This is a genomic window from Vibrio rumoiensis 1S-45 (genome assembly GCF_000286955.2).
In the GTDB taxonomy this organism is placed as follows: Bacteria; Pseudomonadota; Gammaproteobacteria; order Enterobacterales; family Vibrionaceae; genus Vibrio; species Vibrio rumoiensis_A.
Genome location: NZ_AJYK02000052.1, coordinates 92742 through 108235, shown reverse-complemented (window position 1 = coordinate 108235; position 15494 = coordinate 92742). Strand labels below are relative to the sequence as shown.

At 41.8% G+C, this 15494-nt stretch carries 13 protein-coding genes and 1 riboswitch; of the genes, 4 read left to right on the top strand and 9 right to left on the bottom strand.

The window, feature by feature from the left end:
* Positions 1–231: 231 nt before the first annotated feature.
* On the top strand, positions 232–684 hold the full coding sequence (locus A1QC_RS06895) for an RNA recognition motif domain-containing protein (protein WP_017024323.1): 453 nt from the start codon (positions 232–234) through the stop codon (positions 682–684).
* Here the strand turns inward: A1QC_RS06895 and murI are convergent.
* Both murI and A1QC_RS06885 read right to left on the bottom strand, forming a co-directional pair.
* The gene (gene murI, locus A1QC_RS06890) at positions 647–1438 is read right to left on the bottom strand and encodes a glutamate racemase (protein ID WP_017024322.1); all 792 of its coding nucleotides are present in this window, start codon (positions 1436–1438) and stop codon (positions 647–649) included. The genes A1QC_RS06895 and murI overlap by 38 nt on opposite strands.
* Before the next feature lie 130 nt (positions 1439–1568).
* Positions 1569–3377, bottom strand: coding sequence for a TonB-dependent receptor domain-containing protein (locus A1QC_RS06885; protein WP_017024321.1), 1809 nt, complete (start codon positions 3375–3377; stop codon positions 1569–1571).
* A 37-nt stretch (positions 3378–3414) separates the two neighbouring features.
* Positions 3415–3663: riboswitch (cobalamin riboswitch) on the bottom strand.
* Between the two features lie 171 nt (positions 3664–3834).
* Here A1QC_RS06885 and trmA point away from each other — a divergent pair.
* On the top strand, positions 3835–4941 hold the full coding sequence (gene trmA / locus A1QC_RS06880; protein WP_017024320.1) for a tRNA (uridine(54)-C5)-methyltransferase TrmA: 1107 nt from the start codon (positions 3835–3837) through the stop codon (positions 4939–4941).
* Between the two features lie 54 nt (positions 4942–4995).
* Here trmA and fabR read toward each other — a convergent pair whose 3' ends face one another.
* A complete protein-coding gene (gene fabR, locus A1QC_RS06875; RefSeq protein WP_017024319.1) occupies positions 4996–5607 on the bottom strand; it encodes an HTH-type transcriptional repressor FabR in 612 nt (203 codons plus the stop codon).
* Positions 5608–5861: 254 nt separating this feature from the next.
* Here fabR and sthA point away from each other — a divergent pair, with 254 nt between their 5' ends.
* Complete coding sequence (gene sthA, locus A1QC_RS06870; protein ID WP_017024318.1) at positions 5862–7262, top strand: Si-specific NAD(P)(+) transhydrogenase; 1401 nt, start codon at positions 5862–5864, stop codon at positions 7260–7262.
* A 117-nt stretch (positions 7263–7379) separates the two neighbouring features.
* On the opposite strand, the gene dinF is transcribed toward sthA, so the two are convergent.
* From dinF to lexA, 3 genes are all read right to left on the bottom strand, one after another.
* Complete coding sequence (gene dinF / locus A1QC_RS06865; protein WP_017024317.1) at positions 7380–8729, bottom strand: MATE family efflux transporter DinF; 1350 nt, start codon at positions 8727–8729, stop codon at positions 7380–7382.
* 82 nt (positions 8730–8811) lie between these two features.
* Positions 8812–9648: a class I SAM-dependent methyltransferase gene (locus tag A1QC_RS06860; RefSeq protein WP_017024316.1), complete on the bottom strand. Its 837-nt coding sequence runs from the start codon at positions 9646–9648 to the stop codon at positions 8812–8814.
* Between the two features lie 86 nt (positions 9649–9734).
* Positions 9735–10358 carry a transcriptional repressor LexA gene (gene lexA / locus A1QC_RS06855; protein ID WP_017024315.1) on the bottom strand — a complete coding sequence of 208 codons (624 nt, stop codon included), beginning with the start codon at positions 10356–10358 and terminating at the stop codon, positions 9735–9737.
* A 262-nt stretch (positions 10359–10620) separates the two neighbouring features.
* Here lexA and plsB point away from each other — a divergent pair, with 262 nt between their 5' ends.
* A complete protein-coding gene (plsB, locus tag A1QC_RS06850) occupies positions 10621–13041 on the top strand; it encodes a glycerol-3-phosphate 1-O-acyltransferase PlsB (RefSeq protein ID WP_017024314.1) in 2421 nt (806 codons plus the stop codon).
* A gap of 109 nt (positions 13042–13150) precedes the next feature.
* On the opposite strand, the gene ubiA is transcribed toward plsB, so the two are convergent.
* The 3 genes from ubiA to glpG form a co-directional block, all read right to left on the bottom strand.
* Positions 13151–14005, bottom strand: coding sequence for a 4-hydroxybenzoate octaprenyltransferase (gene ubiA, locus A1QC_RS06845; RefSeq protein ID WP_017024313.1), 855 nt, complete (start codon positions 14003–14005; stop codon positions 13151–13153).
* Between the two features lie 5 nt (positions 14006–14010).
* Positions 14011–14559: a chorismate lyase gene (locus A1QC_RS06840; RefSeq protein WP_017024312.1), complete on the bottom strand. Its 549-nt coding sequence runs from the start codon at positions 14557–14559 to the stop codon at positions 14011–14013.
* A gap of 103 nt (positions 14560–14662) precedes the next feature.
* Positions 14663–15490, bottom strand: coding sequence for a rhomboid family intramembrane serine protease GlpG (gene glpG, locus A1QC_RS06835; protein ID WP_017024311.1), 828 nt, complete (start codon positions 15488–15490; stop codon positions 14663–14665).
* Positions 15491–15494: the final 4 nt, after the last annotated feature.

Here is a 15494-nt window from a genome sequence, read left to right as displayed (position 1 = left end):
CAGTGAGGGCGCATTATAGGGAGTATTTAATCATTGGCAAGTGCTTTTTTGAAAAAAAAATTCAACTGCTTAAAATTAAGCCAAATCACTATTTTGTGATTATAATTTCAACATTTGAGCAGTATCACAGCAATAAGTTGGTAAATGTTGGTTATTAAACGTAAGATCAATATGTCTATTCTTATATAGATGTATTCTTACTTTCTTTCATTCAACATGTAGTATGCAAATATGAACTCAAAAAAATCGACCATTATGGTCATCGCTCTTGCAGTACTTGGAACCGCTCTATTTTTCTCTGTAGATATAAATCCAGTAGTTAGCTTTTTAGTTGGTGTTGTCGCAACCACTCTTATTCTTTCTGTTTCTTCTTCAGCACAATCTAGCTCTAATTCAGAAAAAGCATCGACTCAAACTCTTTATGTGGGAAATCTTCCATATAAAGCGAATGAGTCAAATGTACGTCAAGCTTTCTCTGAACACGGTGAAGTGTTTGCTGTTCGCCTTATGAAGGACAAAAGAACAGGTAAACGTCGTGGCTTTGGTTTTGTTGTTGTCGCTGAGTCGGATGCTGATAACGTCATTTCAGCTTTAAATGAAAAAGATTACATGCAAAGAACTCTAAAAGTTCGTGTTGCTAATGATCCTAAGCATCCTGAAGGCGGAATGTCTGAACTGGACTAAACCCAAACTGTTGTAATCCATTATTCAGTGCCACGCCTTCCCAAGGTGTGGCACTGCTGTATATAGCGTAAGGCTTTTGCTTCTTTTGAAAACCAATATTGTTTAATTGCAGTAAATCCTCCACTCTTTTGGCAATCGCGAGCCCTGAATCCACTAACGTAACATCCGAACCGAAAACCGTTTGAATCTCATTATGTAGCAATGGAAAATGCGTACAACCTAATACAGCGACATCTATCTGATCAATCAAAGGTCCCAGCACACCTTTTAACTCTTCAATATCAACCGCTTTTCCTCGCAGCTTTTCTTCAGCCATTGTAACTAAACGCGTCGTTCCCAATAGTCTCACGGGAATAGAGGATGAATATTGTTTAATTAAATCATGGGTATATTGACGCTCTACCGTTGCTGGCGTGGCAATTAATCCAATCGCTTTTTGTGATATCGATGCCGCTGGCTTGATCGCTGGCACGACTCCGACAACAGGTACAGTTAATATATCCCGAAGCGCTGGTAGTACAATCGTACTAGCGGTGTTACAAGCAATCACTACCATATCAATGTTTAATCGCTTTACTATTGAACAAACTAAAGTGGTGACACGAGAAATCAATATCTCCGGTTTTAATTCGCCATAGGGATAAGCTTCATTATCGAATAAATACACGTAGTTCAACATGGGTAATTGATTTTGTATTTTCTGGAAGACAGAAAGCCCTCCTACGCCAGAGTCAAAAATCAAAATATTGGCCAACGTCTTCACCTTGCTTAACTTAAAATCAACTGCAGACGAGTATAACCGAACTGATTTATTTACGCGCATGCAAAATAAAAAACGCCCATCAATATGATGAGCGCTTGCATTAAGAAACCAAACCTAAATATTAAAATTGGTAAGCAATAGAGCCATAATAAGAGCGTTCAGGTTCGTTATAATTTGCTGCAGTTTCATAATCAGCATCGAATAAATTATCGATACGAGCGGATAAAACCCACTGATTAGTTAAATTATAACTTGCTGCTAAATTTACTAAGCTGTAACCATCTAAGCGTACGTCACCCGTATCATAACGTTTACCTTGGTATACATAGCTAACATTGGCCTGCCAAACTTCCGCTTGATAGCCAACTTGCCACTTAAAGTTCTCTCGAGCGATACGAATGGCATCTTTTCCTGTCGCTTTATCTTCTGGGTCTAGATATTCCAGAGAAACTTGATGACTCAACAAACCAGTATTGAAATTACCAACCCACTCAACACCTTGAATAGTAAGACTGTCATTAATGCAGGTAGAAAAAGCGGATTGGCAACTAATGCGATTATCTATGTCGTTATAAAAACCAGCCAAACGCCAGTTAATGAAACTATGCTCACCTTCAATAGCCACTTCATAATTGGTTGATTCTTCAGGCTGTAAATCTGGATTAGAAAAGCCAGGGTAGTACAATTGATTAAAAGTAGGGGCTTTAAAACCAGTACCAATATTAGTAGTTAAACGCAACGCTTCAATAAATTGCCAGCCAGCACCTAATTGCCACGTGGTTTTATCACCAAACTGCTCATTGTCATCAAAACGAACACTACCTTCTAACTGAAGGACATCTCCATCGTGCCCTAATGTTAAGTAAGCTGCTTTATTATCACGTTCTTGTACTTCATATACCGTATCAGAATCACTCACATCATCATTCAAATATTCAGCACCAAAACCAAGGCTATCAACTTGGGTTAACTGGTAGCTGTTTCGCCAAGTTAATTGATTTCTTTGAGTCACGGTTTGAGAAGAAGGTATATTGTGCTGGGTTTTTGATTTGTCTTGGCTATTACCAAGCGTTAAGTTCGAAACAAAACGTTCTGTCGTATAAATGACCTGTCCATTAAAACTATAATTATTGGTCTTATTTTGATCAGAACTGATTCCCCAAGCAGGATTATAATCATACTCCGTTTGGCCTTGATGATAATAACCATTCATACGAATTAACCAGTTATCATCTAGCTGCACGCCCCAATCTGCGACAAAATTGCTATTCTCAAAGCCATCTCGGTCTTCATCACCAAAAGTCGCAACATCATAACCATCCGAATTTTGGTATTGAGCCGTAATATTTACCCACGATTTATCACTTGGCACCATGGCGGCGCTGGCGGTATAACTTTGGTAACCATTTGAACCACCAGTAGCCTGTACGCTTCCAGTCGTCTCTTTATTGTTACCACGCGTGATGATGTTAATCACACCAGCACTCGCATCAGCACCATAGACAGCGGCTCTTGAGCCACGCAAATATTCAATTTTCTCGATACCAGCCAAAGGAACTTGGCTCACATCAGAATAACCAAGCGTCGCACTGCCTAAACGTACACCATTAAACAAGACCAACACATCACTACTGCCGCGCACATAAATACGGCTAGGCTGGTTATAGCCACCATTAGAACTAAGTTGCACACCCGGTAACTGTTGCAACACATCCGTTAACGAATTGGCTTGAGAGTCTTCTATTTGTTTTTTAGTAATTTCGATGATAGGTGTGACTAAATTAGTCACCGGATCAGTACGCTTGGTGGCCGTCACCAACATTACATCCGTTGTTTGCAGTGAAGATGTGGATTCTTGAGCATGTAAAGGCAGTAAAATACTACTGCTGACTACAGCACTAATGGCTGCAGCTAAAGTTGTTTTTTTCATGATTGTTTAGTCCTAAAACGCGAGAAACATTGCGAGCCATTGCTCTGAATCACTGGCAGGTTTTCGGACTTAAAGCTCAACAAAACAGAATGTTGTTTCGTTACCTACTCCTTTCGACTTCCCACCCCATCCCTTTGAGGTAGTGTCAAAGTACCAAAATAAAAGGTACTGGAAAGTTTCGTTCTTTTCACCGCTGCGCGTCAGTTCTGGATTTACACCAAATTCCCTTTTAAGCCGCACATTTCAACATTAGAAAGCGTACGGCCACCAGCTGCAAGCATCCTAAAGTGCTATGATTTTGATGTCTACCTATAGTTAGTAACAATGAATAAGTTTCTTATCATTCATACATGAAAATAGATAGATTGACGACAAAACTGGACATCTTGCCCTCGATGGATAAAATCTGCGCTCCTTGTTCTAATCCTGTTCTGTTTCAAAGCAAAAGGCTTAACTTATGTCAAACCAAACTGGCGACAGCAATCTCTACACACAACAATTGAATGAAAAACTACAACGTTTAGATGAAATGTTTGGTGAATTTACTACGCCTGAAATTGAAGTCTTTGAATCTCCAGAACAGTATTACCGTATGCGTGCTGAGTTTCGAGTTTGGCATGAAGGGGAAGACATGTACTACATCATGTTTGATCAGAAAACTCGTGAAAAGTATCGTGTCGACCAATTCCCTACCGCGAGTCGCTTGATTAATGACCTCATGCCAATGCTGCTTGAGGCAATGAAAGGTAACCGTAGCTTGCGCCATAAGCTTTTCCAAGTAGACTTTTTATCTACGCTTAGCGGCGAGGTTTTAGTTTCTTTACTTTACCATCGCCAACTGGATGAAGAATGGAAAAAAGAAGCTCTCGCTTTGAAGCAGCGTTTAAATGATGAAGGCTTCAATCTTGATCTGATTGGTCGCGCTCGAAAAATGAAAATTGTGATGGATCGTGATTATGTCATTGAGAAACTGCATGTTGACGGTAAGCCATATATTTATCAGCAAGTTGAAAATAGTTTCACCCAACCAAACGGCATCGTAGCGCAAAAAATGCTGGAATGGGCAGTCGATTGCACTCAAGAAAGCCAAGGTGATTTATTAGAACTCTATTGCGGAAACGGTAATTTCTCATTGGCGTTAGCGCAAAATTTCGATCGCGTGTTAGCCACTGAATTAGCTAAGCCTTCGGTTGATTCCGCACAATACAATATTAAAGCCAATCACATTGATAACGTGCAAATCATTCGTATGTCAGCTGAAGATTTCACAGACGCAATGGAAGGTAAACGGGAGTTTCGCCGCCTAAAAGATAATGGTATCGACTTAACCAGCTACAATTGCAATACGATTTTTGTCGATCCACCACGCTCAGGAATGGACGAAGGGACATGTAAAATGGTTCAAGGTTATGAGCGCATTATGTATATCTCATGTAACCCTGAAACATTAAAGGATAACTTAGCGATATTAACGCAAACCCACAACATCACTCGCTTTGCGTTATTTGATCAATTTCCATTTACTCACCACATGGAAGTCGGCGTTTTTCTGGATCGTAAATAAATTTAATACCAACAAAAAAGCCGCAGAGATCAATTCTGCGGCATAGAGCGTGTATTACCTTGTCTTTGTGACATCACGCGAAACCACCGCGCCTTTCGCCAGCATTCTTAATTGAAGAATCATTCTTTCAGCCAAAGCATCCCTGGCTTCTGGCTCTAAATCCAAGGCCTCTGCACCCGAGGTAAAAACAATCGTAACCGAGGCTTCAGCCTGAATCGATGCTTGCTCTCGGCTCATTCCTGCATGCACCAAATATTCAGTTAATTCCGCGCCAAAATGCTGAACTTCACGAGCTACCGCCATCCGAAACTCAGCAGAAGTACCAGAACGTTCGCGCAATAATAAGCGAAAGATATTCGGGCTTTGCTCGATAAATTCCATAAAAGTTTGAACCGAAGTGCGAATTAAGCTGCCTTCAGCCACTATTCGTTGGCGAGCTTGCCGCATGAGTTGGCGCAACAATAAACCACCTTCGTCCACCATCACCAAACCCAATTCATCCATATCTTTAAAATGGCGATAAAATGAAGTTGGCGCAATACCAGCTTCTCGAGAGACTTCTCGTAAACTTAAATTGGAAAAACCACGATCCGCGCTCAGTTGCCCGAAAGCAGCATCAATTAAAGAGCGGCGTGTTTTTTCTTTTTGTTGAGCTCGAATACCCATAATTCAATTCTACTTATCAACCAGACGGTTAATATACCGATAAATGGAGGTTTATCCTATTGATGCAGTAAAATATTCCTTACAACCTCTCGCAAATTTCCTTATGAATATTTGATCTATGTGATCACAACGACTGTCTGTCATGCTGATCATTTACCCATAAAATGAATAGGTTAATATCCTACTTCTAAATAACATCAAGTCGCTCTCTTTTTTGAGCACTTATGAACGATTAGGCAAAACAAGGGAATAGCATGAAGGATTCGACACATTTTGATGTCATCGTCATTGGTAGTGGACCAGGCGGTGAAGGCGCAGCAATGGGGCTAGCAAAAGCTGGTTTAAATGTAGCGATCATTGAAAAAGAAAGCAGCGTTGGTGGGGGTTGCACTCACTGGGGCACGATTCCTTCAAAAGCCCTTCGCCATGCAGTAAGTCGTATTATTGAATTCAACAGTAACCCACTTTTTTGCAAAAATAACACCAGCTTAACGGCTTCTTTCTCTGATATTCTCGACCATGCTAAAAGCGTTATCGATAAGCAAACCCGTTTACGACAAGGCTTTTACGACCGTAATGATTGCGCATTAATATTTGGTAGCGCTCAATTCACGGGCACGAATAGCATTTCCGTCGCACAAACCGATGGCACTTTTGAACATTACACCGCCGACAAATTTGTAATCGCGACCGGCTCTCGCCCATATCAACCCGATGACGTCGATTTTAATCATGAGCGCATTTATAACAGTGATACCATTTTAAGCCTTAAGCACGACCCAAGACACATCATCATATACGGTGCTGGTGTTATTGGTTGTGAATACGCGTCTATCTTCCGCGGGTTGGGCGTTAAAACCGATCTAATAAACACCCGAGATCGTCTACTCGCTTTCCTTGATAATGAAACATCGGATGCGCTTTCTTATCACTTTTGGAATAGTGGCGTCGTGATTCGCAATGATGAAACGTATCAAAAAGTAGAAGGTACAGATGACGGGGTTATCGTCCATTTAGATTCAGGCAAAAAAATGAAAGCCGATTGCCTGCTGTATGCCAATGGCCGAACAGGTAATACTGATAAACTCAATTTAGAAGCTGCGGGTTTAACCCCTGATTCTCGTGGCCAGCTATCGGTCAATAAGCATTACCAAACTGCCGTTGAACATGTATATGCCGTAGGTGATGTGATTGGTTACCCGAGCCTTGCAAGTGCTGCCTATGATCAAGGTCGATTTGTAGCACAAGCTATTTCCAAAGGAAAAGCCGATAACTTCTTAATTGATGATATTCCAACCGGTATTTATACCATTCCAGAAATCAGTTCAGTGGGCAAAACAGAGCAAGAACTAACCGCAGCAAAAGTGCCTTATGAAGTTGGTCGAGCCTCGTTTAAACACCTAGCTCGAGCACAAATCGCAGGTAAAGATATTGGCAGTTTGAAGATCTTATTCCACCGTGAAACTAAACAGATATTAGGGATCCACTGTTTTGGTGAGCGAGCGGCTGAAATTATTCACATCGGCCAAGCCATTATGGAACAAAAAGGGAAAGCGAATACCATCGAGTATTTTGTTAACACCACCTTTAACTACCCAACCATGGCGGAAGCGTTCCGAGTAGCGGCACTTAATGGCTTAAATCGTCTGTTTTAATGACTATTTAAATAAATGATTCAACATAAAAAACAAAAAAGGAGCTGAATTTAGGCTCCTTTTCTATCTCTATTGTTTGGTTGTCATTTAATAATTCAGTAATTATTAGAGTGTAGATTAACTGGATTCAACAAAGCGATCAGCTTTCCATTGAGTGATGAAAATTATCGCTAAACCAATTCCGCGCATACCCATAAAGCAAACCATCGACATCCATAAAGCGTGATTTCCCCATGCTGAAAAACTGAAATACAAAGCAAAGAAACACAACATGGCGATCAACATGCTATTTCTCATGTCCTTACCTTTGGTTGCTCCCACAAAAATACCATCCAAAAGAAAACACCACATCGACACAATTGGCATCACAATCAACCAAGGCAAATACATATCAGCTTGTGCTTGTACATTCGGGATATCCGTAATTAACCGAATCAGGTTGTGACCAAATAACAAAAACAAAAGAGTTAATATCAAGCTACAAATTAACCCCCAAAATGACGTGCCAATTAATGAATGTAATAGCTGATCTCGGCTCTTCGCACCAACCGCTTTTCCTACCATCGCCTCCATTGCATAAGCAAATCCATCCATGCCATACGATACCATCATTAAAAAACTCATTAGTACCGCATTTGCCGCCACCACATCATCACCTAATGCCGCGCCTTGAAAAGTCATAAAGCTAAATACCGCTTGCAAACAAAGAGAGCGCAAGAAAATATCACTATTTAGACGTAACATGCGGCCTAAACCTTGTGTAGCAGAAGGCAGTAATGACAGCACATTAGGCAATTGCTGCTTGAGCCACGTTCGCATGACAAAAAATAATCCCAACAGCAAACCAGTATAATCAGCCAACACCGATGCCCAAGCCGCTCCGGCTACTTTCCAATCAAACACCAATACAAACAAAATATCTAAAATAATATTGGTTAGGTTCGTCACGATCACTAAGTACATCGGAGCTCTGGCATTTTGAGTTCCAAGCAGCCACCCTAAAATCACAAAGTTGGCTAATGCCGCAGGAGCACTCCAAACTCGAATGGAAAAATACTGCATGCCATAGTGCTTTACTTCTTCACTCGCATTACTTACGGAAAATATTAAATCAGCAATTGGAGAGTGAAAAAGCAGTAATAAACCGGCAAGAATCCAAGCCACTAGCATACCTTGCAGCCAAACTTGAGCGAGTTTTTGCGAGCTTTCTTCACCTTGCGCTTGAGCGGCTAAGCCAGTCGTTGCCATACGCAGAAAGCCTAGCAACCAAAAGGTCACACTGATCATGGTGCTACCTAATGCCACCCCACCCAAATACCAAGCATAATCTAAGTGACCGATCACCGCCGCATCCACCAGACCTAAAAGAGGAACGGTAATGTTGGAAAGAACCATAGGGATAGCGAGCACTAACACCTGTTGGTGCAGCGCGCGTTTGGATAAGATATGTTGGAGTTGTTTGATCACGGAAACCTCACTTAATGAAGCGACAGTTTACCTTGCTTTAGAAAACGAAGAAATCAAACTAAGAAAATGAACTATGTCTTGATTACCAACGAGCATGCAGTAGAACCGGGGTTAAACGGCGCTTCATAAAAGGCAACTTTGACACGACTCTCTGCCAAGCACTCCATCGTTTGCAATCATGCTCAACGGGTGAATGCAGCTTAATGCGGTGAATCCACGGAAGCCATGACACCACGCTCGCGGCAGGATCTTTTAAGCCGTGTTGATATTGCGCGCACCCCATACGCTTTCCCCAATAAGATTGAGTTCGATCGCCTGCCAGTATTAAACACGCTTCCGCATGAGAAAAGTGACAACCAACTTTTTGCACAAAATGTGCGACTTGATTTCGTCGCTGCATAAGTAAGGCTTGTTCACAGACCACTAACACCGGCACATCTTCAGGAATATCCAGTTGCGATAGCCAGCTCATATCGGGAACAGAACCACATAACATTTTATAACGTTCGCTGTGGTGAAAAAGTTTTTGTCGCCACACTAAGGTTTCATCAATATCCACTTCAACCCAATTACACAACCCATTATCTAGCCGGTAAAAACGAGTATCGAGTCCTGCTCCAACATTAATCACCCATGCTTTAGGATGGCGAGTCAAAAAACGCTTCACTTCTATGTCGCACAATTGCGTTAATGTAGCATGGAGTAATTGCTTTTGATCGATATCGCCCGCCAAACAATCAGCCGACAGATGACAGCGTTGGCAAGCTCTTGCCGCGATAGGATCATAAACTAACCCATCATCAATCAGGCTTTCACGGCTACGCAACCATAATGGCTGAAGCAAATCGGCAGGTACTTGATAGGTACAAGGCAATGGTTGGGTTGGTGTTGCTGAAGAAGTGGAAGGTGAAGATGGCATCAATTAACCTCCATGGTTGAGATTAATTGATGGTAATGATTATCAATTAGATTTACAACATAAATCACTCTAACCAAGTGATTAAATTACATCCAAGTGTTATTACGGATAATGCCGACAGCAATTCCTTCAATCGTTAGATGTTGTTGAGTTAAATCGACTTGGATTGGGCTAAACTCTTCATTCTCGGCATGCAATAAAACCGTTGAGCCTTTGCGTTCTAGGCGCTTTACGGTGACATCATCATCAACACGAGCAACCACGACTTGCCCATCACGTACATCTTGCGTTTTATGTACAGCAAGCAAGTCACCATCAATAATACCGATATCTTTCATACTCATGCCTTGCACACGTAATAAGAAATCCGCTTGAGGCCGGAACATGGTTGGATCTACTTGATAATGGCTTTCAACGTGCTCTTGCGCCAAAATTGGCTCACCAGCTGCCACTTGGCCAATCAAAGGCAAACCAAGCTCTTCTTGTATTTCTTCTTCCGTTTGCACAATGCGAATACCACGAGACGCACCCGGGATAATTTCAATCACATTTTTACGCGCAAGCGCTTTTAAGTGTTCTTCCGCGGCATTTGCCGAACGAAACCCCAGCTCACGAGCAATTTCAGCACGAGTCGGTGGCATTCCTGTTACATCAATCTTATCTTTTATTAGTTCAAATATCTGTTGCTGGCGAGGGGTTAACGGCTTCATATTCCACCTGTCTTTTTATACAGTTGACTGTGAGTATATACAGTAACTTTCAATAACTCCAGAGAAATGAATCACTTTTTAAACAACCATAAGAAAAAGCACTTTAGAGCGAGATAAGAGCAAACTCATATTGAATCGAGCTATTTTGTTTGAATAAACTCTTCGTCTTGCTCGGTTTCTGATATCCTTGCAGCGCAATTTTTAAGATCGAAGATCGCAAGGTCTACGGCTATATTTTTTATTTTTGAGGCTATACAACGTTATGTCTTATGGACAAATGATTTCTCGTTCATTTCTCAAGCTACCTCTTTCCTTCTTAGTAAAAGGGAAAACGATTCCAGCTAATCCGACTGAAGAATTGCAGCTCGATTTGGGTAAACCTATCGTGTATGCCATGCCATTTAATTCGGATATTGACCTTATTTCGTTGCAAACCCAAACCAAAGCACTTGGGTTACCTGACCCACTAACTCCATTAGTCATTAATGGTAAAGAATACGATCGCTTTGTTTTTCTCACCTCAAAAGGCATGACCAAACAAAGTAAAAAAGTGCTGCCTAAACAATCGGTCGAGCTATTTACTCAACTGCTCAAGCTACACCAAGGTGACTCTGAACTTGATATTCAAATGCTGCCTACCTCAGTGTTATGGGGTAGAAAGCCTAATAAAGAAGGCAAAGAAAAGCCGTACCTTGAAGCCATTAGCGCCTGTCAAAAAACACGCTTGTTACTGTCTTCTGGCCGTGACTGCTTGATCCGTTTCAGCCCAGTGGTTTCACTGCGATACATGGCTGACACCCATGGCGTAGACGAAACCATTGCCCACAAACTTGCACGTGTGGCACGTATTCACTTTTCTCGCCAAAAGCTAGCAGCGTCAGGCCCAAGTTTGCCTCAACGCCAAGTACTCTTTAATCGTTTACTCAAGTCACCAGAAATCCAACAGGCGATTGCAGACGAAGCCAAATCGAAAAAAATCTCGATTGAGAAAGCCCAAAAGCAAGCCCAAGATATTCTCGATGAAATCGCGGCCGACTTTTCTTATTCATTAATCAAAACTGGCGCGACCTTCTTAGGCTGGTTATGGAATAAGCTCTACCAAGGCTTGAACATTAATAATATGGCCACGGTACGTAAACTGGCTCAAGACGGCCACGAGATCATTTATGTTCCTTGTCATCGTAGCCATATGGATTACTTACTGTTGTCTTATGTGCTGCATCATGAAGGTATGGTTCCCCCACATATTGCGGCAGGTGTGAACTTGAACTTTTTCCCCGCGGGGCCAATTTTCCGTCGTGGTGGCGCATTCTTTATCCGACGCACCTTTAAAGGCAATAAGCTATATTCAACGATCTTCCGAGAGTATTTAGCAGAACTATTTACTAAAGGTTATTCGGTCGAATTCTTCTCTGAAGGCGGTCGCTCACGTACTGGCCGCTTGCTACAAGCCAAAACTGGCATGCTTGCTATGACAATTCAAACCATGCTTCGTGGACTCAATCGTCCAGTGACTTTAGTACCCGTTTATATTGGTTATGAGCATGTCATGGAAGTATCGACTTACGCCAAAGAGCTCACAGGTAAACGCAAAGAAAAAGAAAATGCTGGCATGGTGTTAAAAACCATCCGAAAGCTGCGTAACTTTGGACAAGGTTATGTGAACTTTGGTGAGCCTATCAATTTAAACCAATTCTTAAATGAAGAAGTGCCAGGTTGGTCAAGCAAAGACAACAGTGCCGATCCCGCTCAAAAGCCACAATGGATGAATCCAGTGGTGGCTAAACTCGCCAACCAAATGATGACTCGTATTAACGATGCGGCTGCAACCAATGCACTTACATTATGTGCAACTGCTTTACTGGCCTCTAATCAACGCGCGCTTTCTCGTAAGAAGTTAGAGCAACAAATCAGCTGTTACTTGTCACTGTTAACTCAAGTGCCTTACAGCGACACTAGTACCGTACCAAATACAACCGCATCTGAATTAGTAGAACATGCGCAAAAACTGGATAAATTTGTCATTGAAGGTGATGAGAAAGGTGACATTATTTCACTTGATCGTAAGCAATCTATTCTGATGACTTACTACCGTAATAACATCATCCATTTATTTGCGGTGCCTTCTTTAATTGCTCACTTGGTCATACAAAAAGAACGCATCTCAAGAAATGAGCTGCAACAAGCTATCGCCTTAATTTATCCATTCTTAAAAGCAGAATTGTTCTTACATCATGAGCAAGAAGCATTAGAGGACTACGTAAATTCATTGGTCGATGAGCTGATACGCCAACAATTGATTATTGAACAACAAGACGAACTGTCTATCAATCCAAGCCAAGTACAAACACTCATATTGCTCTCTAGAACGATTGTTGAAACCTTGCAGCGCTACGCAGTGGCGTTAACGCAGCTGGTGGCAATACCTGATATCGATAAGTCCACGCTAGAGCAACAAAGCCAGAACATCGCACAACGTCTTGGCAGATTGCATGGCATCAATGCACCAGAGTTTTTTGATAAAGGTGTATTTACCACCTTCTTTCAAACACTCAAGCTACAAGGTTACATTGAATCGGCTGATAAACATTACAAAACCCAAGTACTGGTCGACCTATTGGGCGAGCTGCTTTCACCTGAAATACAACTGACGCTACAAGAAAGTATTTTGAAGAAAAACTAATGATGGATGTATAACAAAAAACGCCGCGTCATCACTAAGATGGCGCGGCGTTTTCGTTTGTCATGGTTTAACGTGGGTTATTTCTCTACCTTACATCGAGAAATATAGATCAAAGAACGCTAATCAATATCCCAATCGTAATCACCATTCCAACATAATTATTATTTAAAAAAGCGGTAAAGCAATCGTCTCGGCCACGATCTTTAATCAAACGCTGTTGATAAACAAACAAGGCTGCAGCAGCCAAAATACCCCAATAATAAGCTTGAGATAATGCCATCCACGATCCAAGTACCATCAATAACAACAAACTCGCTAATTGCAATAATCCAATAATTAACTTATCAAAACGGCCAAATAAAATAGCGGTCGATTTAATGCCAATTTTTAAATCATCATCTCTGTCGACCATGGCATATTGCGTGTCGTAGGCAATGGTCCACAGCAGATTAATCACAAAAACTAACCACACTTCATTGGGAAGCAATCCCGCTTCAGCTGCCCACGCCATCGGTATTGCCCAACTAAATGCCAAGCCTAAAAATAATTGCGGAAGATTGGTATAACGCTTCATAAATGGGTAAATAAACGCCAACACTCCACCAACTAAAGAAAGTTGGATAGTGAGCGTATTCATACTCAGCACCAATAAAAAAGACACCAAAATTAAAACAAAAAATAAGACTAAGGCTTCTTTACTGCTCACCAACCCCGAAGGTAATGGGCGATTCTTGGTGCGCTTAACATGACCATCGACTTTGCGATCAGCAAAATCATTAATCACGCATCCTGCTGAACGCATAGAAAAAACACCCAACACAAAAACCAACGTTACATCCCATTGAGGAATACCATCGGCAGCTAACAGCAATGCCCAAAGCGTCGGCCATAATAATAACAACGACCCAATTGGACGATTCATACGAGTGAGCTGCCAATACGCGGCCGCTTTTGTCATACTCATTGCATTCATTCCTTGCGATAAATAGGTGAAGGAGGAAGAAAAAGTTCCGCCACTAGCATTGGCTTTTGGTTCATCCACAAACGAGAACTTCGTGCAGCCAAGTCACCCAATTCACAATGAATTTGTCCTAAGTGCAAACCATCCCGAGATACTTTTTCAGCTTGAAACACTGTTAATCCAAGCGGCACTTCCCCTTGCTGGGTTAAATCAAACTGCTCATCAGACAGCGATGAACGAGGAATCAGCGTGCTACCTAATAACCATGGAACACCATCCGCAGTTAATACCACCTCTCGCAATAAACATTCTTGTGCAGGAGAGCCAGGCTCAAACAACATAGCGCGTTGAAAATCCGTTAACTTATCGGGTGATAAAATACGTTGGGTAACTAAATGAGCCGCAAAGTCATTACAATGCTTTGAAAATAAGCGCGACAAAGAGCCTTGCTCAAGTAACCAATCAGGATCAAAAGCGTCAGAAAAGCGAAACGATTGAACTTGCTGCCAATCGATACGAGTAAAAATATTAAAATGTTGGGAATAACGTTGTTTCATCATGCTTTCGTTTACAACATCAATGGCAATAATTCACCATTGTAACAAGAGAAAAGAGTGTCGAGTATCCACTCACCGCGAAAGGCTTAACTAAGCCACAGAATTACGCTTTGCTTCGGCCTTCCAATGCCGCTAGCCCGCACCCTGCAATTAAACCGGCCAAATGTGCTGAATTCGCAATCGCCATGAAAGGCTGTAAGAAACCAAGGCCTAACCACACCAACATAAACACCACTAAAGGGCGAGGAATAAACAATCCCTTATCTGGTCTGCGCCAACCTATAATCCATAAATAGCCCATTAAAGCGTACACCACACCCGATAAGCCACCAAAGTTCGCGCCTTCCACCCAGTATTGTGCTGCGCCAGATAAAGCGGCAGATAACAAGAAAATTTGTAGCAACTTACCAGAGCCTAGTTTTTTCTCGATATCTCCCCCAAATTGCCACCACCACAATAAATTAAACGCAATATGCGCTATTGAGAAGTGTAATAACGCATGCGAAATCCAACGCCATAATTGCCATTTTTGTTGAGGATCAGCAGGAAAGTGTAGAGCTTGAAAGATTTGCACCCCAAAGCCAAACATTTGCAGAGCGTAAATAATCGTGCAAGCAAGCATGATCAACAAAGTAAAAGGCCCAGCTTTCGCTTTGATCAACGCCATAAAGTTAGGCGTATTATAGTGAAACTTTTGAGTACGCGAACCCGCAACTTCCCATGAAGCAGCTTGATACCTAGAGTCGTTGGGGTTTTCAAGAAATCTCGCTAATTCTGCTTCGGCTTCAACTTGATGCTCCGATTGCTGTAACCAAAGCGCAAACTGACCCTCACCTTCCGGCAGCATTTGAACATCGATATGACGAGAAGCCATATAATCAATGAAAGCTTGCGCTAAACGAGGGTTATTTAAAGCCACTAACCGAACCATAGTA